Origin of the sequence: Neoactinobaculum massilliense, from assembly GCF_900604955.1 — a bacterium.
GTDB classification, from domain to species: Bacteria; Actinomycetota; Actinomycetes; order Actinomycetales; family Actinomycetaceae; genus Neoactinobaculum; species Neoactinobaculum massilliense.
In genome coordinates, this window is the sequence record NZ_UWPE01000002.1 from 91,140 (window position 1) to 115,283 (window position 24,144).

The following is a 24,144-nucleotide window of genomic DNA, read 5'->3' on the forward strand; positions in this document are numbered from 1 at the left end:
GCACACCACGGGCGCCACGGCGCCCTCACCCACAGAAAGGCAATCATGAAGGTTCTAGTTTCGGGCGGGGCCGGCTATATCGGTTCCCACACCGTTGTGCAGCTGGCGGAGGCGGGGCATGAACCCGTCATTGTGGACAATTTCTCCAACTCCAAGCCCACCGTCATTGATCGGGTAGAGCAGATTATCGGCCATCACGTGACCTGGTATCGCGCGGATCTCACGGATCGCGCCGTCACCGAGCGCATTTTTCTCCGCGAGCGCCCGGACGCCGTTATCCACTTTGCCGGATTTAAGGCCGTGGGCGAATCCGTGGCCGAGCCACTCAAGTACTACGAGAACAATCTGAACACCACGTTCTCACTCATCCACGGCATGCAGGCCTCCGGCTGCCGACTGTTCGCTTTCTCCTCCTCCGCCACCGTGTATGGCATGGCGCCGCTCCCCTTTACAGAGGAGGAAACGGACCTGTCCGCGCTGTCGCCCTACGGCTACACGAAGCTGGCCGGCGAGCGCATTCTCACGGACATTGCCGCCGCCACCGACATCAGGGTGGCACTGCTGCGCTACTTCAACCCGGTGGGCGCGCATCCCTCGGGCCTGATCGGTGAGAATCCGCTGGGTATCCCCAATAACCTCATGCCGGCCATCGCGAATGTGGCCACCGGCCGGCAGGATATGCTCCACGTGTTCGGCAACGATTACCCCACCCCGGACGGTACGTGCGTGCGCGATTATCTGCACGTGGTGGACCTTGCGGACGCTCACATTGCGGCCGTGGAGTGGCTCTCGGAGCACGACGTCGCCACCCGGATTTGGAACCTGGGTACGGGACGCGGCACTTCCGTACTAGAACTGGTGCACGCGTTTGAGCGTGCCTGCGGGCACAAGCTGCCGGTAGAGTTTGCGCCGCGGCGCCCCGGCGACCGCGACGCCTACTGGGCCTCCGCCGAGCGGGCCCGCGACGAACTCGGGTGGGTAGCCAAGCGCAGCGTGGACGACATGTGCGCGGACACCTGGCACTGTCAGCAGGGGAACCCGGACGGTTTCCCCAACGGAGAACCGGCCTCGCAGCCCTCGCAGGCATAGCTAAAGGCGGGCCGGTAGCCGTCCTGCTCCCGGCCCAACCGCTCCGGCTCGGTGCGCGTCTTGGACGCGCACCTTTTGCCGCGCCTGTGGGCCCAGCGGAATCCATTCCGGCCTGCCTACTCCGGGATGCTCCGCCTATTCCGGGCCACTCCCAAGCTTATCCAGCGTCCGGTGCCACGCCTCCTATCGCCTCGCGAGCCCTAGGTGGTCACGCACCTAGGACGCTCCCCGGGACGGGTGGAGGCGGCGTCGACTTACTTCTGTGCCTCGCTTAGCGTGCGAATCGCGTCCAGTACCAGGCCCCAGAACCGCTCACGGTCCAGTTTCGTGGCCACGCGGGAGCGGCACCCGGCCGGGGCGGGCTGGCGCATATCCACCACCGTGCGGCCCATGGTGAGCGCACCCTGCGTTTCCACATCCACCGGCGCGGCCACGGTTTCCACAACGGTCGGGTCGATGAGGTAGGCAACGGTGCAGGGATCATGCACCGGCGGATCGGTGAAGCCCTGGTTGTCCGCGTAGGACTTGCGGAAGTAGTTCATGAGGCCGATGAAGAAGTTGGCCAGCGGGCTGCCGATCTCGCGCGCTTTCTCCTCCTCCGCGGCCGTGACCAGCGCCTGGTGGGTAAGGTCCAGCCCCACCATCACCGTGTCCCATTCCTGGGCGAACACGATCTTGGCGGCTTCCGGATCCACCCAGATGTTGAATTCCGCCGACGCCGTCCAGTTGCCCTGGCCGTAGGCGCCACCCATCACCACCACCTGCTGGGCGCGCTCCACAATGCGCGGCTCCTTGCGCACCGCGAGCGCCACATTGGTGAGCGGGCCCGTGGCCACCAGCGTGACCGTACCAGCCGGCTCGCTCATGAGCGTGTCGATAATGAAGTCCACTCCGTGCTTATCCCGGACAGGAACGGTGGGCTCGGGCAGCTCCACGCCGTCCAGCCCGGATTCGCCGTGAATCTGCGGTGCCACCTCCACCTGGTGCACCAGCGGGTGGGAGGCGCCCGGATACACCGGCACATCCTCGCGTCCGCACATCACCAGCACGCTCTGAGCATTGCGGGTGACCTTCTCTAGCGTCTGGTTGCCACCCACGGTGGAAATGCCCAGCAGTTCGATGGCTGGGCTCCCCAGTGCAAGCATGATGGCGACGGCGTCATCATGCCCCGGATCGCAATCAAGAATGATCCTCTTTGGCGTCATCATTCACCTTTCGTTGCGGGACGTTACCCATCCCTATTATGACGGGACGTTGCCGGCCCCTACTGACAGCTACTCCGACCGGCCCGGCCCCTACTGACGGAACCCGTCGCCCTCGGCCAGCCCCGCTCTCTTGCCGTTTCATCCTAGACGCACGCTCCGACAAAACGCGGGTCCGCGGCGGCCCGTGCGGGACGCCGCGGAGCACCCAATGCCCGGCGCCCAACCCTATCTAGGCGAATCCGCGCCGAAAGCGGCAGGAGCGCCAGGCACGCGGGCAGCGTCGTACCAACGGAACGGTCCTCTACCAACACCGAACTGCCGGCGCACCTGAACGGCGTCGTACCCAACGGACCTACCGGCCTAGCTGTCCCATCAACGTACCCAACCGGCGTCGTACCAATATCCACGAAACGACACACGTTCCTACCGGACCGCTCACGCCGATACACTCTCCGTTGTGTATGCGATCATCACAACCACGGGCGCCGATCACCCGGGCATCGTAGCGGCTCTCACCACCGCGCTCGCTGAACACGGCGCCAACATTCTGGACATTTCGCAAAGCATCATGGGGGACTTTTTCACCATGATCCTCCGGGTGAGCTTCGATGAGCACGCCCATCCCATTGCTGACCTTCAGGCCGCCGCGGAAACAGTGGCCACGGCGCAGCACCTGGTAGTGCGCGTGCAGTCTGAACAGCTGTTCACCGCTATGACGCAGATTTGAGGCTCGGATGAAACCCAATGCGCAGGCGGTGCTGGACACCGTGGAGATGATTGAGCGCTACCGGCTGGATATCCGCACGGTAACGCTGGGGATTTCGCTGCTGGAATGCCGCCGTTCCACTATGGGCGAAACATGCGAGGCTGTTTTTCAGCGCGTCACCCGCCTGGCCGAGCATCAGGTTGCCGTGTGCGAGGGCATCGAGCGGGAACTCGGCATCCCCATCGTCAATAAGCGCATCTCGGTCACCCCGATTGCCGTTATCGCCGCCGGGTTGGACGGTTCACCCGTGGAACTGGCGCGCACACTGGATCGCGCCGCAAAAACCGTGGGCGTCAACTTTATCGGCGGCTACTCGGCGCTGGTGCAGAAGGGCGCCACCGCGTCCGATCGCGCGCTCATCGCCTCCATCCCCGAGGCGCTCGCCACCACGGATGTGGTGTGCAGTTCGGTTAACGTGGGCTCCTCCCGCACCGGCATCAACATGGACGCCGTGGCGGCCATGGGCCATGCCTTCACCGAGGCGGCCCGTCTCACGGCAGATCGCGGCGCCATCGCGTGCGCCAAGCTGGTCACCTTCTGCAATGCCGTCTCCGACAACCCGTTCATGGCGGGCGCGTTCCACGGCGTCGAGGAACCGGACGTAGAGGTGAACGTTGGCGTGTCCGGCCCCGGCGTGGTGGCCCGCGCCATCGAAGGTATGGAGGGCGCACCCCTCAACGAAATTGCCGAGGCCATCAAAAAAGCCGCGTTCTCGATCACGCGTGCCGGACAGCTAGTCGGCAATCTGGCCGCCGAACGTCTGGGTGTGCCTTTCGGCATCGTGGACCTATCCCTCGCCCCCACCGCCGAAGTGGGCGATTCCGTGGCCGCCGTACTCGAGGCCATGGGGCTGGAGCAAGTGGGGACGCACGGCACCACCGCCGCTCTCGCGCTTCTCAACGACGCCGTCAAGAAAGGCGGCATGATGGCCTGCTCCCGCGTGGGCGGACTATCCGGCTCGTTCATTCCCGTCTCCGAGGATCACGGCATGATCGCCGCGGCCGCCGCCGGCACTATCACGCTGGGCAAGCTCGAAGCCATGACGGCCATCTGCTCGGTGGGTCTGGACATGATCGCGGTACCCGGTGATACACCCGCGGAAACGATCGCCGCCATCATCGCGGATGAATCTGCCATCGGCATGATGAACCACAAGACCACCGCGGTGCGCGTGATTCCGGTGCCCGGCGCCACCGTTGGGGACGACGTCGACTTCGGTGGCCTACTAGGGCACGCCCCGGTGATGCCGGTCAAGCGGCAGAGCAGTGCGGACTTCGTCCATCGAGGTGGCTTCATCCCCGCCCCGATCCACGGCTTCCGCAACTAGCGGCATGGCCCAGGTTCGCGGGTGATTAGTGCCTGCCCGAGCCAGTTCGCAGGTCAGTAGGGCCGCCCTAGCCAGTTTGCAGGCCATTAGCGTACCGGCCGCACCGGTTCAATGGCCTTCAATGCACCACCCCACCGGGTTCAATGGCCATTAATACTGTTTGAAGGCCATCAAGGCAGATCAAAATCAGTTCGCAGGCCGTTAGTGCACTTGGAAGGTGTCTAAACCACCTGCAAACAACACCAACGGCCATCTAACCGGGAAGCACCCCGCACCCACAGCGGCGTCGTGCCTTTACAAATGTGCAATCTAGGATCATAGTCCGCACCATTTCCCACACAGAACATAGAATGGGACCTGTCGTGTAACCAAGACAACTAAATTAGGAGGATCCAATGTCGGATCTCAAGGTTTTCGGTAGTCCATCACGTTACGTTCAAGGAAAGAACGCTCTCGCATCCCTGGGTGAGTATCTTGCTCACCTGGGGAAGAATCCGATTCTGCTTGCCGACGACACCGTTTGGGGAATCGTCGGGAAAACAGTCACGGACAGCCTCGAAAAGGCCGGCCTGCCGGTCAAACGAGTCCGCTTCATCAAGTTTGCCACCCCGGAATCGGTGGACGAACTGAGCGAAGAAATCAAGAAGGGCGGTCACGATGTAGTGGCCGGCATCGGCGGCGGCTCAACAATCGACGTTGCGAAGGCCGCCGGCGTTGCAACCGACATCTACTTCGCAAGCGTTCCAACGGCCGCATCTTCCGATGCGCCCACATCCGCTCTCTCCCTTATTTACAACGACCACGGCGAATTCCTCGAGTACCGTTTCCTGCCACGCAATCCTGACCTGGTGCTGATTGACACGCAGGTGGTAGCTAACGCCCCGATCCGCTTCCTCCGCGGAGGCATTGGCGACGCGCTCGCCACCTGGATTGAGGCTCGTGCGGTGGGTCGCGGCACCGGCGTCACGATGATGGGCGGCCGTCCCACCCGTAGCGCGCAGGCACTCGCCAAACTGTGCTGGGACACGATTCACGAGAACGCGTTCCTTGCCCTGGACGCCGTCAAGGCGCACACGGTCACCCCGGCGCTCGACGCCGAGGTTGAGGCGAACACGCTGCTCTCCGGTCTAGGCTTCGAGTCCAGTGGCCTGGCCGCCGCCCACGCCATTCATGATGGTTTGACCCAGGCACCGCAGACCCACGGCCTCATTCACGGCGAGAAGGTGACCATTGGTACCCTCACACAGCTGATCATGGAGGCTGCTCCTGAGAAGGAGATTGAGGACTTCATCGTGTTCACCACGAAGGTGGGCCTACCGAACACGCTGACCGAGATTGGCCTCACGCGCGACAACGAGAAAGAACTGCGTGGCATCTGCACGGCTGCCACGGCCGAAAACGAGACCATCCACGCCATGCCGTTCCCGGTAGACGCGCAGTTGGTCTACGAGTCTCTCGTTGCTATCGAGGACGTGTCTCGCCGCGTCCGCGCCGAGCACGGTCTCCCCGAACCCGTCTTCTACAAGGCTCCGGAGGCCTAGGGATCTCGTCCCGGCGGCTGGAAGCTCACACCGGCCGCCTCGAGTTCCGAAGCACGAAAAAGCCCCGCTTAGCGGGGCTTTTTCGATTAACGATGCTGCGTCCTAGGCCTGCGTATCCGCAGCCTGCGGATCCTCGGAGGCCGGAACAGTTGCGCTACCCGCCAGGTCCACGGCGGTAGCACCGGCAACCGCCGTGCCCGCATCCGCTACGCCAGCGGCAGCCGGCTCACTAGAGAGGATCGGAGCCGGGGCATCGGCGTCGAACTCATCGTCCTGGAGGCCGGATTCGTGAGTAATGCGGAGCAGATCAATCTCCGCTGTACGAGCATTGAGGTACCGGGTAAGGGCAGTACCAATAAAAATGATGACAACGGCGGCCACAAGGAAGAACAGCGGCTGGCCGATCGCGGACAGAACGCCAAGGACAATCTGCCAAGCTGAAGTGGTCTGCATTAAAACTCCTCAATAGGATCTCGGGCCCATTGGTCCATAACACAGTAAGCCTACGGCAACAGTCTGAATAAACCCTGCGATTTCAGTGCGTGAACAGGACGTCCGCGCTAGCAGCGCCCAGCGCGCACCTTTCCCCGCACCCACGCAGCACCGACCTGCGCCTCCCCACACTCACGCTACCCGTACAGCGTCGACCGGGTCCTACTCGTCCGCTGTGAGTCCACTCCTCACCGGGCCCACTCCTCACCGGGCCCAACCATCCGCCCGGGTCCCACTAGTCCACCGTAAAGCCACTCCTCACCCACTCAAGCAGCTGTGAAACAATGGTGAGCGGTGCGGCGTCGTAGAACGGACATCTCGGGTCACCGTGCGAACGCCGGAAAGGGGCAACGATGGCGGAACCGCTGAAGCTTGTCAGCTCGGTGCAGGCAATCAACTGGAACAAGATCGAGGATGAGAAGGACCTGGAGGTGTGGGATCGCCTCACCGGGAACTTCTGGCTGCCGGAGAAGGTGCCGCTGTCCAATGACATCAAGTCCTGGAAGACGCTCAACGAAGCCGAGCAAACCATGACCACCCGCGTGTTCACGGGCCTCACGCTGCTGGATACGATCCAGGGCACCGTCGGCGCGGTAAGCCTCATTCCGGACGCTATCACCCCGCACGAGGAAGCGGTATACACGAACATCGCATTCATGGAGTCGGTACACGCGAAGAGTTACTCCTCCATTTTCTCCACGCTCATTTCCTCAGAGCAGATTGAAGAGACCTTCCGGTGGTCGGAGAACAACCAGTACCTGCAGAAGAAGGCCGCGATCGTGCTGGATTACTACCGCGGTGACGATCCGGAAAAGCGCAAGGTAGCCTCCACGCTGTTGGAGAGCTTCCTGTTCTACTCCGGCTTCTACGCGCCCATGTACTGGTCCGCGCACGCCAAGCTGACGAACACGGCGGACCTCATTCGCCTCATTATTCGCGACGAGGCGGTGCACGGCTACTACATCGGCTACAAGTACCAGAAGGCGCTGGAGAAGGCGGATCAGAAGCGGCGCGACGAGCTCAAGGAGTACACCTTCGATCTGCTCCAGGACCTCTATGAGAACGAGGCCGAGTACACCGCCACCCTCTACGATCCGCTGGGGCTCACGCCGGATGTCAAGAAGTTCCTACGCTACAACGCAAACAAGGCGCTCATGAACCTCGGCTATGAAGCCCTGTTCTCCGCGGACCAGACTGACGTGAACCCGGCTATTCTCGCGGCGCTGTCCCCGAACGCGGATGAGAATCACGATTTCTTCTCCGGGTCCGGCAGTTCCTACGTGATCGGCGAGGTTGAGGACACCACCGACGACGACTGGGATTTCTAGAAGCTGACCTGCCCGGGCGTGGGTGGCGGGACTGCTGGAACTGTGCGATGGCCGCGTACTCGAGCCGACCTGCGTGAGCGTGGGTACCCGGGTTGCGGGCGTGGGTGCCGGGGTTGCGGGCGCCGGCACGTTTCGGCCTGGGCCGTGTCGGGTAGCCGCAGTCCCGCGTTCGGTTCCTGACGACGACGCCGAAGCGCGGCTGGTAAATAGCACGGTCAGGTTTCCGAGTATGAAGTAGAGGGACGGACCCATACTGAACTGTTCCTTGTTTGTTGGACTGAGTAATTTGGTTCTGATGAGCGGGGAGCAGTTTCGTGAGGAATGGTTCGTTGAGTATGGCCCAGCGTGAGGTGCTGCTGGGATTCTTTGAGCAGGGGCTGGAGGTGTCGCCCTATTGGCGCGAACGATGGTGAGCACAGCCTGCGGCTGGCCGAGCCGCACTCCCTCTCTTTTCAAGAGAGACTGGGAGCACCACTCGTCTTGGTGAGCTGTTAGGGTTTTCAATCTCCTGGACAATCATCTCTGCGGCCCGTCGCGCCTTCAAGGGAAGATCCTGATGCACCGTAGTCAAACTTGGCGTCACTTCAGTTGCGATCGGGAGATCATCAAACCCGATTACTGAGGCGTCCGCCGGGATACGGACGCCCGATTCTTGAAGCCCCTTCATAACTCCAGCAGCTAAGCTGTCGGCGGTGCAGAACAAGGCGGTTGGCGCTTCACCGGCCGGAAACGAGTGATACCAATCACAGACTGCGCGCCCCTGCCCGAAGATTGATTCAACCTCATAGAGGAATCGCCGGTCGTAAGCATCACGATCGCTACCAATTCCGTCAAGAAATCCGGCGAATCGCGTAGCAACAACACCCTCACTTCCGAATTTGGGTGCTACAAAGGCCACCCGCTCGTGCCCAAGCGACTTCAAATACGAGCCAGCTAAATAACCTCCCCGTCTATCGTCACTCACTACCGTCGGTAGCGGCACCGAACTGCCGTAATTGTCGATAAATATTATTGGCGTTTCATACGTACCCCGAAAGTTTGCAACTTCATCCGCAAAAGTGCCGTAAAGAACAGTTCCAGCCACATTCCAGGACTTCATCTGAAGAGCAGCCGCAAAAATGTCATCTGCAGCATACAGAATAAGAAGATAGCCCAAGTCATCTAATGCAACCTGAAGATCACCAACAAGAATTGCATCATGTGTGTTAACTAATGGCGATTCTCGATACTTTGGATATACAAACGACACAAGATTGGTACCTCTGACGGACAAGGCTCGCGCCGGGGCACTTCGAACATATCCAAGTTCCTTCACGGCTGCCAACACCCGCTGCCTCGTCCGTTCTGACACGCGGGCGTTCTTTCCGTTCAGTACATTTGACACAGTCATCTTGGAAACACCAACTCTGTTCGCAACGTCCTGGAGAGTCACCATTGCTCACCCCGCGATCCGACCGTGATTGACTTCGCGAGTCTACACAAGTATTCTGACACCATCGGTATACCGATAAACCTCTGTTTAACTAAAGCGAGCTTGTAATGCGCTTTTAAGACAGTTCTGATGACAAGGAAGTCAACATGAACAAGTTGCAGAAGCGGGCCGGCAAGTGGCTCGGAATCCTGGGGGCATTTTCGCTAGCCCTAGCAGGTTGCTCCTCTTCAAGCGGGAGCGTTGGCGACGCAAAAACCGACACCAACGCGGACAAAGGTCTCCCTATCGCGGGACAAGCAGTGCAGTACGACCCAAATACTCTCGTCAACGACGGTAAACCAATTCAGTTACAGTGGTGGGCCTGGCAGGATGTAGAGCAATATCAGCAAATCGCAGACGATTACCAGAAGATTCACCCGAACGTCGATATCCAAGTAGTTAACCAACCATGGGATGACTATTGGACGAAATTACCCCTAGAGCTAAAGGGAAGTAACGGGTCAACCCTGTTCAACATCCACAATTCTCAGCACAACAACATCAAGTCATTTCTGGAACCCTATGACATCCCCGTTGACAAACTTAAGGCTGACTACGAAGGAGTCGCAACCCACATAGATGAGAACGGAACCGTACCCTACATAGACCTTGGCTTTATGTCGGGAGCGATCTATTACAACACAGACATGTGGAACGCAGCCGGTCTCACCGAGAAGGACATTCCTACAACGTGGAGCGAACTTCGTACTGTTGCGAAGAAGCTTACGGAGCGTGATAGCTCCGGAAATCTCACTCGCGCCGGATTCTCATTTAATGACGAAGGCAGCGCCTTCCAGATGGGACTCGCATACCAACGCGGTCAAAACCTGTTCAAATCAGACCTGAAGACACCAGACGTTGACAATTCTGCCAATCGAGATGTCATCACCACCATGCTCGCCATTTATGAGGATGGCTCCGGGGATAAGGACTTTGGCGCATCGGGCACTGACTCCTTCGGTCAAGGCCAGGCGGCCATGACCTACGCCTGGGGCTGGTTCTCAGGCACACTGCGGAACGATTACCCCGACATTAATTGGTCAGCATTCCCAACCCCGGTCCCGGACGACACCGATACCCCATACGCGTACGATCGTTATAACGGAGAGTCCACTTTCGGCATTAACGCAAATGCGTCGGACGAGCAGAAAGCCGTCGCACAAGACTTCCTTCGTTACTTCTTAACCAACAAGGAAGCCCTGCTGCAGCTCTCCAAGGATTATTCAGTCTTCCCCTCATACAAGCCCATCGCCGATGACCCATCCCTACAGGAAGATCCGGCAATTGCCGCATTCAGAGGCCTTGATCGTTACATCTGGCCAGGAAACATCCCAGCCACGTTTGAGACCAATTACGGTCAGATGTGGCAGGACATCCTCTACAACGGTGTTACACCAGCCGACGGCCTCACATCCGCCCAGAAGAACATCGAAACAGATCTGAAAAGCACAGAATTCACCTCTGTTGAGAATCGCTATGAGCACTACCAACAGAAGTAGTTAAGTCCAGATTTAAGAGAAAGTGAGTACGGTGGCCCGCCTCGTCGGGCCACCGAAGCTACATAATGCTGACGAAGAAAACCAAGGATGTAGAGGTTGCACCCAATCCTCGGCCCAAAGTGCCACCAAGCGAACGTCGCTTCAGAAATATCGTCGTCGGGCTAATCATGACCGGTATTCTGCTATTCACTTTCATTCCGATCGTTATCGCCATAGCTGGTTCGTTCCACAATTGGAATCCTCTTAACGGCACGTGGCAGGCTTCCGGACTCGAGAACTATACAAGGCTGTTTCACGATCCCGTCGTAAAGACGTCTATCTGGAATACATTAATCTTCTGCGTTGTCGCTATTGTTGGTCGAGTCGTCCTCGGTCTCGGACTTGCATATGCGCTCTACTCGAAAATGGTTCGTTTTCGCGGATTCTTCCGTGCAGTCTTCTACATGCCAACCATTACGCCGATCGTGGCCGTCGCCTACGTCTGGCAACTCATGTACCATCCCCAATTCGGAGCAATCGACAACATATTTAACCTAGACATTAATTGGCTCCGAGACCCGAAATATGCACTTGCCTCCATCATTTTCATGACCATTTGGAAGGATTTTGGCTACGCCGTAATACTTTTCTTGGCCGGCTTGTACTCAATTCCCGAAGATGTTCTGGAGGCCGCCCACGTCGATGGCGCCAACGCATGGAGAACTTTCCGGCATGTCACTCTTCCCCTCCTGCGGCCAACAACCATTTTCGTGGTGATCACGTCACTAATCGCATATCTACAGGCGTACGTACAGATCATGGTCCTGACAGAAGGTGGACCAGGGACGTCAACTTATACCCTCTCGTACCTCATATACGAGGAAGCATTCGAAAACTACAACTTTGGATATGCATCCGCAATCGCATTGGTGCTCCTCGTGATCACAGCACTACTTACGGCGCTCTCCTGGAAGATACAAGACGACAGCGGCATGCCGCGCAAGGCTAGGCGTAGGAATCGGACACAGGCCACCGCCGCGAAAGCCGGCGTCGCACCAAAGACATCAAAGCAAAGCATGGTTGTCCAATGAAACCCACAACATATCGAATCAATCGATTCATTCTACATATCGGTCTCATCGCGCTGGGAATCATCACCGTATTCCCGTTCATTTGGATGCTTCTTTCATCCTTCAAGCCCAATTCTGAGATCGTCTCCGCTAATCCATCACTGCTTCCACATGTATGGACTCTCGAGAATTACCTGTCCATCAGCGATAAGTTCAATTTCTTCAGGCTATTTGGCAACTCTCTCTTCCTAGCTCTAATAATCACCGCGCTCGTCATTTATACAAGCCTCCTAGGTGGTTACGTATTCGCCAAGTACAGTTTTCGCGGTCGTGGAACACTCTTTGCAGTAGTCCTATCCACAATGATGATCACGTGGGCCGTTGTGATCATTCCTCGCTACACCATGTTCGAGTCAGCTGGCCTGCGCGGGTCCTACTTGTCGATTATCCTTCCAGCGGCCTTCTCTGGTTTCGGAATCTTCATGATGAGGCAATCTATAAGCACCATTCCAAACGAACTCCTCGAAGCAGCACGAATCGACGGTGCATCAGAGTCCCTAATCTTTCATCGGATAATCGTTCCCCTGAGCGCTAACAGCATTTCCGCGTTAGCGATCTTTCAGTTCCTATGGGTCTGGGAGGATTATCTCTGGCCCTACCTCATGATTACAGACCAAGACAAGCAGGTTCTCTCCGTCGGCCTTACGACCTTTAGCGGTCAATACAGCACCGATTACGGAGGCCTGTTCGCTGCAACATCCATTTCAATCATTCCGGTGCTTCTCGTTTATGTCATTTTCCAGAGCCGGTTCGTCGCGGGCGCTTCTAGCGCCGCAGTGAAGGGATAAGTTCGTGGCCACAAACATCCATCCAAGTCCTGAATCCGTCATTCAAGGTGATACATGGCGCATCTCTATACTGACGGACCGACTCATTCGAATTGAATGGAATCCGACAGGAGCATTCGTTGATTCACCAACACAAGTCGTCGTCAACCGGTCCTTTCCTAAACCTCGTTTTAGCCTCATAGACCGTCCTGACGGGCTCCAGCTCGATACCGCATTTGTAAGCCTCTTCTATAACAAAAAGCCATTTACACCGGCTGGTTTGCGCTACGCCCTCAAAAAGGGAAGTAGCCGTCCCTATGGCTCGACGTGGACCTATGGTGAACAGCCCACACTGAATCGAGCCTCAGGCAACCTCGGAGGTACAGCACGAACACTCGATGGGGCAGATGGAGCGGTTGATCTCGAACCTGGACTCCTCGCCCGGAACGGAATATTTGTAATTGATGATTCAAAATCACTCCTAGTGGACCCCGACGGATGGGTCACCCCGCGGGCTACGAGCAGCAAGGACCTTTATCTATTCGGCTACGGAGATGACTATCAGCAAGAACTCCGCGACTACTTCATGCTTACCGGCTCCTCGCCAATTATCCCCAGGTATGCACTTGGGAACTGGTGGTCCCGTTTTTGGCCATATACGGCCGACGAGTACCTCAACCTCATGGATAGTTTCTCTCACCGTGGCATTCCGCTATCAGTAAGTGTCGTAGACATTGACTGGCATCTCACTGACATAGACCCCTCAATCGGTACAGGGTGGACAGGCTACACGTGGAATCGCACTTTATTCCCAGACCCAGGAGCATTTCTGTCGGCCCTCCACGATCGTCATCTGAAGGTGAGCCTCAATGTCCACCCAGCGGCTGGCATACGCAGACATGAAGAGCAGTATCCAGAAGTCGCTCAAGCACTAGGTGTCGACCCAGAAAGCGGCGTTCCGATTGAATTTGATGTTACCTCTCGCTCCTTCATGCATGCATACTTTGATCTCGTTCATCATCCACTCGAAGATGAAGGCGTGGACTTTTGGTGGATAGATTGGCAGCAGGGCAACACTTCAAAGGTACCCGGTCTCGATCCTCTCTGGATGCTCAATCATCTGCACACCTATGACGCACACAAACGGCACGGGAGCGACGCGATCATCTTCTCCCGGTATGCCGGTCTTGGATCACACCGCTTCCCACTGGGCTTCTCTGGCGACTCGGTTGTCTCATGGAAGTCACTAGCATTTCAGCCTTACTTCACGGCTACGGCCGCGAACGTCGGATACTACTGGTGGAGCCACGATATTGGTGGCCACATGCTGGGCACGTCCGATCCTGAACTCGAGACACGTTGGGTGCAGTTCGGTGTATTCTCACCAATCAATCGACTTTATTCCTCCCGGTCTGAGTTCTTCAACAAGGAACCTTGGCATTACGACGAACCACACGCCTCAGTTCAGGCAGCCTTCCTAAGGCTTCGTCATGCGCTGATTCCAATGCTCTATACGGCTATGTGGAACAGTCATCTTCACGGTAAGGGCCCCGTGCGCCCTATTTATCACGATTATTCCGGTCGAAACGAAGCCTACGAGTTCGAGAACACGTACTTCTTTGGAGATCTCTTCGCAGCCCCGATTACTAGCCCGGTGGACAAGACCACCCGGCTCGCCACCTCAGGCGTATGGCTACCGCCAGGGCGCTGGACGGATGTCTTCACTGGGACCTCCTACCTTGGTAACAGCGAATTGACGCTTCATCGTTCCCTGGATAGCATTCCCGTCCTCGCCCGTTCGGGGAGCATCATTCCCCTCGCATCCCGGCAGGCTCTTGACGATCAGCCCAGCCACATGATTCTGGCGGTGACAGAAGGATCTGGAACCGGTGAACTCATTGAACTTGATGCCAGCGGCACTCCGTACCGAATCAAGTTCTTCCTTAACTGGATCGGCTGCTCTCTATCTCTCACATCCCGTACCAGATATCTTGGCGCCGCAACGGACGCCGATTTCTCCCGGATCGCACAGGTTTCGATAGAACTCGTAGGTATACGGGCCAATTCGACAACGTCGATACGAGGTGCATACAAGCCTAGTGGAGATCCTTCCTATCATTCGCCCTGGCAGCAGGTCACGCTCGGTACCGTCGACTTGACCTCCCTTAATGTTCATCTTGATCATCTCCCGAGCGATCCTAACCGCGCAGCTGACCGCGTGTTTCATCTGCTCGACCAAGCAAACGTTAAGTTCGAAGCGAAAGATCGAGCTTGGAATATCTTGAAGCCACTGCTAACTGCGAGACCGGCAGATGAAGAAAGGAACTCACGAAGTTCAATTAACGCAAATCAGCACAGCAACTCTTCATCACTATTGGCAGTTCAATCCCTTGCAACGCTGGGTCTCCCTACCGGACTAGTCGCTGCAATCGCGGAGGAGCTTGCCGGCTAACGCATCTTCTAGATGGCCATTGCTTCCTCCTGTGTGCATGTTTACTCCAAAGCCGCCGGAAATCTTCCAATGGAGGTCGGGGGCGCGATGGGGCGACGCACCACCAACCGCCATCGCCCCACAACCGCCCCAATTGCAACGAATTGCGAGATTGCCCGCAGTTGTCGCCCTCGGCCACGGCGGGCATATCATGAAACGATGGCCAGCAGGATTGAACAGCAGATACGGCGGCTCTCGCCGGAGGAATTGACGTACCTATTTGGGGAGCAAACACTGGAGCGAGGCCGCACGTTGGCTCGCACCGGCCACGTGGGCAAAGTGGAGGAGGATGAGGGCACTCTCCGCTCCTCGGTGATGGGCACCGGCACCACCTATACCCAGCACCTCACCAAGATTGATCCGCTCACCGGCTACTGCTCCTGCCCTGTGCACTTCTCCTGCAAGCACATCGCGGCCGTACTCGTGTCCCTCGGCGCAGGCGCGCAGCAGTCCGCCTGGCGCACCATTCTGGAAACGATCGCCCCGCGTGACGACGCCACGGATGCCGAAAACCTCGGCCTCCTACTGGATCGTGGCGGCTCTTCTTTCGTATTCAAGCCTCTTCATGAGGTGGCCGGGCGTCCGGCAGGTCGCAAGGAGGATCGCCGGCACCGCCACACCCGCTCCGCCCATCACCGTGACCGCGGCTGGACGCCGCACGGCATTGGCTGGCAGGACATCATGCACTCCTCCCGCAATCGCCTGGCCACGCGCTTCTACCCGGCTCAGTTGGAGGCCATGCGCTCCTTCTACCAGGCCACCGCGCACGTGGAGGGCTTCCAAACGGTTCAGGCGATCGACGTCGAAACGGCCGGGCCGTCCCTCTACACGGAATTGAATCGTCTGGCCGGGGCGGGTGTGCGCCTGTTCTTCGATGACCCGTCCACGCCACTGGTTCTCTCCCGCCTGCCGTGGGATATCCAGGCGAATATTCGTATTCAGCGCTCCGGTGATCTGGCCGTGCTGTTTGTGCCGGAAGCCCCCAACGGTTCGCGCGCCGAGGCACTCCCCGGCACCGATCCGCTGCTCGCCGTCGGCCTGCTCCCGGACGGCACGGATCTCAACGCATTCGGGGTGGACGGAACCACCCTGCCCGCAACGGAACCGTCCGCCACGGAGGCGAGTGGGTTCGGGCGCGGCGGCGTCGTCGAATCGCATCAGGCTAAAGCGTTCGTGCTGGGGCGCGTCAACGCGTCCGTACCGGCAGAAGTGATCCGCATGGCCGGCGCCCACGATTCCTTCGAGGTGCCCGCCGCCGAACAGCTTGAGTTCGAGGCCTCATTCCTCCCCGCGCTGGGCGGGGCCGTGAAGGTGGACAGCTCGGACCGCACATTCACGCCGCATAGGGTGGGCCCGGCGCGCCTCCACCTCTCCGTCACGCGCGAGGGGGACGGACTCACGCTCACGTGGCGCGAGGCGCGGGAAATGGAAGGCCAGGAGAAGCCGATTCTCACGCCGTTGCTGGCTGTTTCTCACGTGTCCGACGACGTCGCTGCCGCCCGGCACGCCTGGAAGCGCGCGCGAATGGGGGTGCCACTTTCGTTTGCAATTCCCACCGGGCTGGATTTGAGCCTCTATGGCAAGCTGCGCACGGAGTTTCTGCCGGCGCTGGAGAAGGCCGGGATCGGGGTGGATTTCGCGGCGGACGCGGATATCGACGTGCTCACGGCGGCACCCGTCATCACCACGATTGCCACGGATAATCATGACTGGCTGGACCTTGAGGTTGTGGTGGAGGTGGAGGGGCGCCAGATCGCGCTCTCGGACCTCTACCGCGCGCTGATGGAGGGAAAGGATTTTGTCACCGTCGGCGAGGTGGCCGTACATCTCGGGCCTCAATTCGACAAGCTGCGCCAGCTCCTCAAGGATGCGGCAGCACTGGGCGAGGTGAAGGCGGATTCAATTTCCGTGCCCACGCTTCGCGCCCACGCGCTGGAGCTGGAGAATCTGCAGGCGTCGGCGGAGCTCCGGGCGAAGCTGCACGAACTCGATTCGCTGGGCGAGGAGCTGGCCGAACCGGAGCACTTTGACGGAAAACTGCGCCCCTACCAGGTGACAGGTTATTCGTGGCTCACCCACCTGGCACGCGCCCAGTTCGGCGGACTGCTGGCGGATGATATGGGCCTGGGCAAAACGGTTCAGCTGCTCGCCATGATTCAGCACCTCAAGGAGGCGGATCAGCTGGATGCGCCGGTGCTCATCGTGGCACCCACATCCGTGATTTCCACGTGGAAGAGCGAGGCGGAGCGGTTCACGCCGAAACTGCGCGTGGCCACCATTTCCGGCACCTCCAAGAAGCGGAACCGGTCCATCTCCAACCTGGCCGAGCGTACGGACATCATTGTCACCTCTTACACGCTGGTACGCCTGGACGCACGCGAGTACCGCACGGTGAAGTGGGGCGGCATTGTGGCCGACGAGGCGCAGAACATTAAGAACCCGTCCACCGTGGGCTATCGGGCTATTTCTGAACTGGAGCGGCCATGGACTTTCGCCGTAACCGGTACCCCGGTGGAGAATTCGCTCGACGATTTGGCGGCGCTGCTCTATTTGACGTCGCCGGGGCTGCTGCCCACGCACGCCGGGTTCGCGGAGAAGTTCCGCAACCCGATCGAACGCTCCGGGGATAAGAGCGCCGCCGATCTGCTCACGCGCCTCATCCACCCGTTCATGATGCGCCGCCGCAAGAGCGAAGTGGCCCGCGAGCTGCCGGAGAAGATGGAATCCGTGGTGTCCATCGAGCTTGCACCGCAGCATGCCCGCCGCTACCGCGAGCAGTTGGAGCGGGAGCGGCAGGAAGTGCTGGGTCTGCTGGACAATGTCAGCAAGAATCGGATTTCCATTCTTGCTTCGCTCACGCGGTTGCGGCGTCTGGCCATCGATCCGGCTCTCATTACCACCGACGACGAGCGGGCCGCGCTCACCGTGGACGTTCCATCAGCAGAAAAAACCGATTTTTTGGTGGATTCGCTGGAGCAGCTGCTGCCCGCCGGCCACCAGGTGCTGGTGTTCAGTCAGTTCACCACGTATCTGCACCGGATCGAGGTGGAATTGCATCGGCGCGGCATCGGGTTCGCGTATCTGGACGGTTCCACACGGGATCGCGACCATCAAATCGCCCAATTCAAGTCCGGCGACAAGCCCGTGTTCCTTATTTCCCTCAAGGCAGGCGGTGTGGGCCTCACGCTCACCGAAGCGGACTACGTGTACATCATGGATCCGTGGTGGAACCCGGCTGCCGAAGAGCAGGCCATTGACCGTGCGCACCGCATCGGCCAGGACAAGCCGGTAAACGTGTACCGGCTCGTGTCCGAGGGCACCATCGAGGAGAAGGTCATCAAGTTGCAGGAGAAGAAGCGCGCGCTGGCCGGCATCGTCGACGCCGGTGCGGGCGTCCCGATTACGGGCGCGGACCTGCGCGATCTGTTCAAGTAAAGCGCCAGGCATGGAGGAGGGGCCAGTTCATTCGAACTGGCCCCTCCTACTTACCTACTACCCGTGCACCGAGCTCTTCGGGCGGCAATACGGCGGCGTCGTACCCACTTCGTGCGCGGGCAGGGCGCTGAGCTACGGCGTCGTCGAAACATACTGCGCAGAGCGCCGGTTCCTAAATCCCGCACGCATCGCGAACACCCCTACAGCATGCAGGAGACGCAGCCCTCCACCTCGGTACCCTCAAGCGCCTGCTGGCGGATACGCATGTAATAGAGGCTCTTGATGCCCTTGCGCCACGCGTAAATGTAATTCCGGTTGACGTCACGCGTGGTGACCGAATCCGGGTAGAACAGCGTGAGCGAGAGGCCCTGATCCACGTGCTGCGTGGCCACCGCATAGGTGTCGATGATGGCACGCGGGCCGATCTCGTAGGCGTCCTGGAAGTACTCCAGATTGTCGTTCGTCATGTAGGGCGCCGGATAGTACACGCGGCCCAGCTTGCCCTCCTTGCGAATTTCGATCTTAGAGACGATCGGGTGGATGGAGGAGGTGGAGTTGTTGATGTAGGAAATCGACCCCGTGGGCGGCACGGCCTGCAGGTTCTGGTTGTACATGCCGAACTCTGCCACGTCAGCCGCGAGCTGCTTCCAGTCCTCCTGCGTGGGAATGTGGTGCTTCGCGAACAACTGGGCCACCCGCTCCGTTTGCGGCTTCCACTCCCGCTCAATGTACTTGGTGAAGTACTCGCCGCTCGCGTACTTGGAATCCTCGAAGCCGGCGAACTTCACGCCGCGTTCCTTCGCCAATTCCATGGACGCATCTATGGCGTGGTAGGCCACGGTGTAGAAGTAGATATTGGTGAAATCCAGCGCTTCCTCGGAGCCGTAGTAAATGTGCTCGCGGCCGAGGAACCCGTGCAGGTTCATTTCGCCCAGGCCCACCGCATGGCTCATGTCATTGCCGCGTTCAATCGACGGCACCGAGGAAATATGGGTCTGATCCGAAACGGAGGTGAGCGCGCGAATCGCCGTATTAACCGTGTAGCCAAGCGAAGGAGAATCCATCGTCTTGGCGATATTTAGCGAGCCCAGGTTGCAGGAAATGTCCTTGCCCACGTGCTTGTAGCTGAGGTCCGCGTTGTAGGTGGAGGCCTCGGACACCTGGAGGATCTCCGAGCACAGGTTGGACATCGAAATGCGACCCTTAATCGGGTTTGCACGGTTCACGGTGTCCTCGAAAAGAATGTACGGATAGCCGGATTCGAACTGAATTTCGGCAAGAGTCTGGAAGAAGTGGCGCGCATCCAGCCAGGACTTGCGGATATTCGGATTATCCACCATCTCCTGGTACTTCTCGGTCACGGAAATCTCCGTGAACGGCACACCGTATACCCGCTCCACATCGTAGGGGGAGAACAGCGCCATCTTTTCCTTGCGCTTAGCCAGTTCGAAGGTGATATCCGGAATCACCACACCAAGCGACAGCGTTTTAATACGAATCTTCTCATCCGCATTTTCGCGCTTGGTATCCAGGAACCGCATGATGTCCGGGTGGTGCGCATTGAGGTACACCGCGCCGGCACCCTGGCGTGCACCCAGCTGGTTCGCATAGCTGAAGGAATCCTCCAGCAGCTTCATCACCGGGTTCACGCCGGACGACTGGTTTTCGATGCGCTTAATGGGTGCGCCCTGCTCGCGCAGGTTCGTGAGGTTAAGTGCCACGCCACCGCCACGCTTGGACAGCTGCAGGGCGGAATTAATGCCACGCGCGATGGACTCCATGTTGTCCTCAATGCGAATGAGGAAGCAGGACACCAGTTCACCACGTGCCTTCTTACCCGCATTGAGGAACGTGGGCGTTGCCGGCTGGAAGCGGCCGGTAATGGTCTCCTCCATGAGATCCGTGGCCAGCTGCTCATCACCATTACCGAGCGCCAGGGCCACCATGCACACGCGATCTTCAAAGCGCTCGAGATACCTGGTGCCATCAAACGACTTCAGCGTGTAGGAGGTGTAGTACTTAAACGCGCCCAGGAACGTGGAAAAGCGGAAATGATGCGCGTAGGCACGCTGGTACAAGCTCTTAATAAATTCGGGGCTGTACTTTTCCAGCACCTCACCCTCGTAATAACCCTTCTCCACCAGGGTGTGCAGCTTTTCCTCCAGCGAGTCAAAGCGCACCGTATTCGGGATGACATGCTGCAGGAAGTATTGGCGCACGGCCTGCTTGTCCGCGTCGAACTGGATCTTGCCATCGGCGTCGTACAAATTCAGCTGCGCGTTAAGCGAGTGGTAGTCGAGGTCCGGGTTGAGGGCCGCCGTTTCCTCCGCCGGGACGGACGACGTCGTGTTCTCCGGGTTCAGCGCCGCACCGTTTAATGCTTCGGTAGTGTTTTCCAAAACTCCTCCAAGCCTTTCTGGCACGCCTCCACGTCCGCCGGGAGGCCCAGTAGTTCAAACCGATAGAGCACGGGCACGTGGCATTTTGCCGCCACCACGTCACCCGCAAGGCCGTATGCCTGCCCAAAATTCGTGTTGCCGCCCGCAATGACGCCACGGATGAGTGAGCGGTTGTGGGGATCGTTGAGGAAATGGATGACAGGCCGCGGCACCGCACCCGCCGGATGTCCACCGCCGTACGTGGGCACCACCAGCACGTAGTCCTCGTTTACCGTGAGAGGGCCATCCGCCTTATGAATAGGAATACGCTGCGCGGGGAACCCGAGTTTCTCCACGAACCGCTTCGTGTTGCCGGTTTGCGAGGAGAAATAGACGATGTGGACCACGGCGCGCCTACGCAAGCACGCTGGCTGGTTCTTCGGCCTGAGTGGACTCCTCGGCTACAGCCTTGATGAGTGCCTTGAGTTCATCCGGACGATACCCGGACCAGCTACGACCGTTCGCCACCACCACGGGAGCCTGCTTGAAGCCCATCGCTTTGACGGCCGCGAGCGCCTCAGCATCCTGGGTCATGTCCACTTCCGCATACGCAACGCCAGCCTTCTTGAGCGAACGCTTCGTAGCATTGCACTGCACACATGCGGGCTTCGTGTAAACGGTGACCTTCATTTCTCTCCTCTGTGGACATCAGCTTCCGCTGAGACTGGCCTACTGGCCGCCCGAGCGAGGATACCGCAGATCACCGCCCAGGGACGTAGATCCACACTACATGTTGTGGTTACGTGGTAAAAGGATCCCAACATTTTGTGGTGGACAAGTTTGTCACACGCCCCGTTTTTCGCGCCCTGGTGCGGTTTCATTCTTCCTTTCGACGACGCCGTGGCGTGCCCACTTGCATCATCGCTTTCGTAGTGGGTGGGAGGGCGTTAGGCGTAAGAAAGGATCGAATGCTGCCTGCCGCTGGGCCGGATCCGCGCAACAGGAAGCGCCACCTACCCTTCCCTATTCTCCTCTACCCATACGGGAAACAGCTCCGGCCCACCCTTTGGGACGAGCGTGGCGGTTTCTCCCCTCCTCGCACGAAAAACAACCTACAAACAATATTGTTTTGGCGGAATAGCAACGAAAACTACGGATTTCAAACAACTAGTTGTTTGCACATTGTTTGCAACAATATTGTTTGCTTCCGTCTCTATAGCCACGACAGTTACCTCGCCACACACCAAGCAACCACTACTGTGCGCAGGTGAACGACGTCGTGCAGAGCGGCTATAGGTTACGGCTCCGTGCTCAGCACTCAACAACGTTGACGGCCAGGCCACCCTCCGAGGTTTCCTTGTACTTCGAGAGCATGTCCACACCCACCTGCCGCATGGTTTCCACCACCGTATCGAAACTGACCGTATGGGAACCATTGCCCCACAGCGCCATGTACGCCGCGTTAATGGCCTTGACCGATGCCATCGCATTACGTTCGATGCATGGGATCTGGACCAGGCCGGCCACTGGATCGCAGGTGAGGCCGAGGGAATGCTCCATGGCCATCTCCGCTGCGTTCTCCACCTGGTGCGGGCTGCCGCCCAGCGCCTCGGCCAGTCCGGCGGCAGCCATCGCGGAGGCGCTCCCTACCTCGCCCTGGCAGCCCACCTCGGCGCCGGCGATGGATGCGTTCCGCTTGATAATGCCGCCAATTGCGGCCGCAGCCAGCATGAAGCATTCGAGGCCACGGCTCGTCGCACCCGGAATGTGCCGCATGTAGTACGTGCTCACGGCCGGAATAATGCCCGCCGCACCGTTCGTGGGCGCCGTGACAATACGGTGGCCGGCCGCGTTTTCCTCATTCACTGCGAGCGCGTAAAGGTTCACGTAGGCCAGATCGCGCAGGCCGCCCGGAAGCCCCGCGCCCGGGGCTGTGCCTGGATTCGCACCTCGACCGGCAGCACGTGAACCGGCCAGCCCAGAAACAGCGTCCCCCGTATCCGAACCCGCTTCTTCACCCGGAGTGGTGGCTGCGACGTCGTCCAAAACGCTTCCACCGTGCGCCAGCTGCGCCGCCAGTCCCGGGGCGCGGCGCTGCACGTGAAGCACCCCCGGCAGTACGCCCTCCGTGTGCGTACCGGCCTCAATCGCACCCTCCATAACGCGGTAAACCGTGTGAATGTGGGATAGCACGGCCGCCCGCGAGTGCACGGACTCTTCGTTCGCCAGTGCCACCTGCGCAATGCTCATGCCCGTGCGGTCGCAGATTTCCAGTAGTTGTGCCGCATTCTGGTAGGGGTACGGTGCCGCGGCCGCCTCCGGACCGCCAGTGGTAGCGCCGGATGTTTCCGACGCCGCCGGGAGCGCCTCGGTACCTGCCCCTGCAGCCGGGGCAGCCGAAGCGTCCGGACGTGGGGCATCCACACCTGAAGCATCCGAATCCGAAGCATCCAGCACCGCGGTCTCAATCGCGACGGGCCGCGGATGGTCCGGTGTGAAGGTCTCCTCCATGACGAAACCGCCGCCCACCGAATAATAGGTATGGGCAAACTCAGGTTCGCCGCCCCGCATGGCCGTAATGGTGAGCGCGTTGACGTGGTACGGCTTAATTTCGCGTGGGAGGAAGCGAATGTCGCGAGCGCGGGAGAATGGCACGGGACCATATCCGGCCACGTTGAGCGCTCCGTCCCTATCCACGGCCGCTTCAAATCCGTCCACCACCGGGATATCCACCGTTTCCGGCGCATATCCGGCTATCCCCAGCATGACGGCCCGGTCCGTATTGTGTCCGCGCCCGGTGGCGCCCAGCGAGCCGAACAGCTCAATACTCAGCCCATCCACGTCCGCCCCGGTGGCGCGCAGGTGCTTCGCTAACAGACCGGCAAAGTGGCGTCCCGCTCGCATTGGCCCCACCGTATGCGACGACGACGGACCAATACCCACCTGCAGCATGTCCATCACGCCCAGCGGGCGATCCGGAGTTACCGGCGCCTCAGAAGCGGACGAGGCCGAGCTACCAGACGCGACGGAGCCGGTAGCCGGCACGGACAAAGTTCCGGAGCGTCCGGATGCGGCCGGGACAGGTACGCCATGGATGCCGTGGGTGCCGGACGGCGCTGAGGACCCACGTTTGCCGTGGGTGCCATCCACCTCTTCCTGCCAGGAAGCTGAATCACCGGTCAGTTCTATGTGACGCATCGCGTCTCCTCTCGTGGCCGGCGCGGACCTCACTTTGCACCGATGCCC

The 24,144-nt window shown here is 59.4% G+C and carries 17 protein-coding genes; 10 read left to right on the forward strand and 7 right to left on the reverse strand.

Features of this window, described 5'->3' with window-relative positions; translation table 11 throughout:
* The first annotated feature begins 45 nt into the window (after positions 1–45).
* Positions 46–1,089 carry a UDP-glucose 4-epimerase GalE gene (gene galE / locus EIH27_RS06770; RefSeq protein ID WP_124040243.1) on the forward strand — a complete coding sequence of 348 codons (1,044 nt, stop codon included), beginning with the start codon at positions 46–48 and terminating at the stop codon, positions 1,087–1,089.
* A gap of 254 nt (positions 1,090–1,343) precedes the next feature.
* On the opposite strand, the gene uriH is transcribed toward galE, so the two are convergent.
* Entirely contained in the window at positions 1,344–2,297 is a 954-nt protein-coding gene (uriH, locus tag EIH27_RS06775; protein ID WP_124040244.1) for a uridine-preferring nucleoside hydrolase UriH, read from the reverse strand.
* Between the two features lie 454 nt (positions 2,298–2,751).
* Between uriH and EIH27_RS06780 the strand changes: the two genes are divergently transcribed.
* From EIH27_RS06780 to EIH27_RS06790, 3 genes are all read left to right on the forward strand, one after another.
* Positions 2,752–3,021 carry an ACT domain-containing protein gene (locus EIH27_RS06780; RefSeq protein WP_124040245.1) on the forward strand — a complete coding sequence of 90 codons (270 nt, stop codon included), beginning with the start codon at positions 2,752–2,754 and terminating at the stop codon, positions 3,019–3,021.
* Positions 3,022–3,028: 7 nt separating this feature from the next.
* Entirely contained in the window at positions 3,029–4,387 is a 1,359-nt protein-coding gene (locus tag EIH27_RS06785; protein WP_124040246.1) for a PFL family protein, read from the forward strand.
* Between the two features lie 395 nt (positions 4,388–4,782).
* The gene (locus EIH27_RS06790) at positions 4,783–5,928 is read left to right on the forward strand and encodes a glycerol dehydrogenase (protein WP_124040247.1); all 1,146 of its coding nucleotides are present in this window, start codon (positions 4,783–4,785) and stop codon (positions 5,926–5,928) included.
* A 102-nt stretch (positions 5,929–6,030) separates the two neighbouring features.
* Here EIH27_RS06790 and EIH27_RS06795 read toward each other — a convergent pair whose 3' ends face one another.
* Positions 6,031–6,381, reverse strand: a complete 351-nt coding sequence (locus EIH27_RS06795; RefSeq protein WP_124040248.1) for a hypothetical protein — start codon at positions 6,379–6,381, stop codon at positions 6,031–6,033.
* 392 nt (positions 6,382–6,773) lie between these two features.
* Between EIH27_RS06795 and nrdF the strand changes: the two genes are divergently transcribed.
* Positions 6,774–7,748 carry a class 1b ribonucleoside-diphosphate reductase subunit beta gene (gene nrdF, locus EIH27_RS06800; protein WP_124040249.1) on the forward strand — a complete coding sequence of 325 codons (975 nt, stop codon included), beginning with the start codon at positions 6,774–6,776 and terminating at the stop codon, positions 7,746–7,748.
* Positions 7,749–8,139: 391 nt separating this feature from the next.
* On the opposite strand, the gene EIH27_RS06805 is transcribed toward nrdF, so the two are convergent.
* Positions 8,140–9,183, reverse strand: coding sequence for a LacI family DNA-binding transcriptional regulator (locus EIH27_RS06805; RefSeq protein ID WP_124040250.1), 1,044 nt, complete (start codon positions 9,181–9,183; stop codon positions 8,140–8,142).
* A gap of 143 nt (positions 9,184–9,326) precedes the next feature.
* Between EIH27_RS06805 and EIH27_RS06810 the strand changes: the two genes are divergently transcribed.
* The 5 genes from EIH27_RS06810 to EIH27_RS06830 all read left to right on the forward strand — a co-directional run bounded on the left by EIH27_RS06810 (position 9,327) and on the right by EIH27_RS06830 (position 18,520).
* Complete coding sequence (locus EIH27_RS06810; protein WP_124040251.1) at positions 9,327–10,718, forward strand: extracellular solute-binding protein; 1,392 nt, start codon at positions 9,327–9,329, stop codon at positions 10,716–10,718.
* A gap of 65 nt (positions 10,719–10,783) precedes the next feature.
* Positions 10,784–11,788 (forward strand): carbohydrate ABC transporter permease, encoded by a 1,005-nt coding sequence (locus EIH27_RS06815; protein ID WP_124040252.1) that lies wholly within the window; start codon positions 10,784–10,786, stop codon positions 11,786–11,788.
* Positions 11,785–12,615 (forward strand): carbohydrate ABC transporter permease, encoded by an 831-nt coding sequence (locus EIH27_RS06820; RefSeq protein ID WP_124040253.1) that lies wholly within the window; start codon positions 11,785–11,787, stop codon positions 12,613–12,615. Before EIH27_RS06815 ends, EIH27_RS06820 begins: the two co-directional genes overlap by 4 nt.
* A gap of 4 nt (positions 12,616–12,619) precedes the next feature.
* On the forward strand, positions 12,620–15,046 hold the full coding sequence (locus EIH27_RS06825; protein WP_124040254.1) for a glycoside hydrolase family 31 protein: 2,427 nt from the start codon (positions 12,620–12,622) through the stop codon (positions 15,044–15,046).
* 198 nt (positions 15,047–15,244) lie between these two features.
* The gene (locus EIH27_RS06830; protein ID WP_164461635.1) at positions 15,245–18,520 is read left to right on the forward strand and encodes a DEAD/DEAH box helicase; all 3,276 of its coding nucleotides are present in this window, start codon (positions 15,245–15,247) and stop codon (positions 18,518–18,520) included.
* 200 nt (positions 18,521–18,720) lie between these two features.
* On the opposite strand, the gene nrdE is transcribed toward EIH27_RS06830, so the two are convergent.
* From nrdE to EIH27_RS06850, 4 genes are all read right to left on the reverse strand, one after another.
* Positions 18,721–20,883: a class 1b ribonucleoside-diphosphate reductase subunit alpha gene (gene nrdE / locus EIH27_RS06835; protein ID WP_124040419.1), complete on the reverse strand. Its 2,163-nt coding sequence runs from the start codon at positions 20,881–20,883 to the stop codon at positions 18,721–18,723.
* Positions 20,884–20,894: 11 nt separating this feature from the next.
* The gene (gene nrdI / locus EIH27_RS06840; protein ID WP_124040256.1) at positions 20,895–21,305 is read right to left on the reverse strand and encodes a class Ib ribonucleoside-diphosphate reductase assembly flavoprotein NrdI; all 411 of its coding nucleotides are present in this window, start codon (positions 21,303–21,305) and stop codon (positions 20,895–20,897) included.
* Between the two features lie 7 nt (positions 21,306–21,312).
* On the reverse strand, positions 21,313–21,588 hold the full coding sequence (gene nrdH, locus EIH27_RS06845; protein WP_124040257.1) for a glutaredoxin-like protein NrdH: 276 nt from the start codon (positions 21,586–21,588) through the stop codon (positions 21,313–21,315).
* Between the two features lie 621 nt (positions 21,589–22,209).
* Positions 22,210–24,096: an L-serine ammonia-lyase, iron-sulfur-dependent, subunit alpha gene (locus tag EIH27_RS06850; protein WP_241153016.1), complete on the reverse strand. Its 1,887-nt coding sequence runs from the start codon at positions 24,094–24,096 to the stop codon at positions 22,210–22,212.
* Positions 24,097–24,144 lie beyond the last annotated feature (48 nt).

Coding starts and splice junctions, on each gene's coding strand:
- galE (WP_124040243.1), top strand. CDS start 46: ATGAAGGTTCTAGTTTCGGGCGGGGCCGGCTATATCGGTTCCCACACC.
- EIH27_RS06815 (WP_124040252.1), top strand. CDS start 10,784: ATGCTGACGAAGAAAACCAAGGATGTAGAGGTTGCACCCAATCCTCGG.
- EIH27_RS06790 (WP_124040247.1), top strand. CDS start 4,783: ATGTCGGATCTCAAGGTTTTCGGTAGTCCATCACGTTACGTTCAAGGA.
- EIH27_RS06795 (WP_124040248.1), bottom strand. CDS start 6,381: ATGCAGACCACTTCAGCTTGGCAGATTGTCCTTGGCGTTCTGTCCGCG.
- nrdF (WP_124040249.1), top strand. CDS start 6,774: ATGGCGGAACCGCTGAAGCTTGTCAGCTCGGTGCAGGCAATCAACTGG.
- EIH27_RS06805 (WP_124040250.1), bottom strand. CDS start 9,183: ATGGTGACTCTCCAGGACGTTGCGAACAGAGTTGGTGTTTCCAAGATG.
- EIH27_RS06850 (WP_241153016.1), bottom strand. CDS start 24,096: ATGCGTCACATAGAACTGACCGGTGATTCAGCTTCCTGGCAGGAAGAG.
- nrdH (WP_124040257.1), bottom strand. CDS start 21,588: ATGAAGGTCACCGTTTACACGAAGCCCGCATGTGTGCAGTGCAATGCT.
- EIH27_RS06830 (WP_164461635.1), top strand. CDS start 15,245: ATGGCCAGCAGGATTGAACAGCAGATACGGCGGCTCTCGCCGGAGGAA.
- EIH27_RS06785 (WP_124040246.1), top strand. CDS start 3,029: ATGAAACCCAATGCGCAGGCGGTGCTGGACACCGTGGAGATGATTGAG.
- uriH (WP_124040244.1), bottom strand. CDS start 2,297: ATGATGACGCCAAAGAGGATCATTCTTGATTGCGATCCGGGGCATGAT.
- EIH27_RS06810 (WP_124040251.1), top strand. CDS start 9,327: ATGAACAAGTTGCAGAAGCGGGCCGGCAAGTGGCTCGGAATCCTGGGG.
- EIH27_RS06820 (WP_124040253.1), top strand. CDS start 11,785: ATGAAACCCACAACATATCGAATCAATCGATTCATTCTACATATCGGT.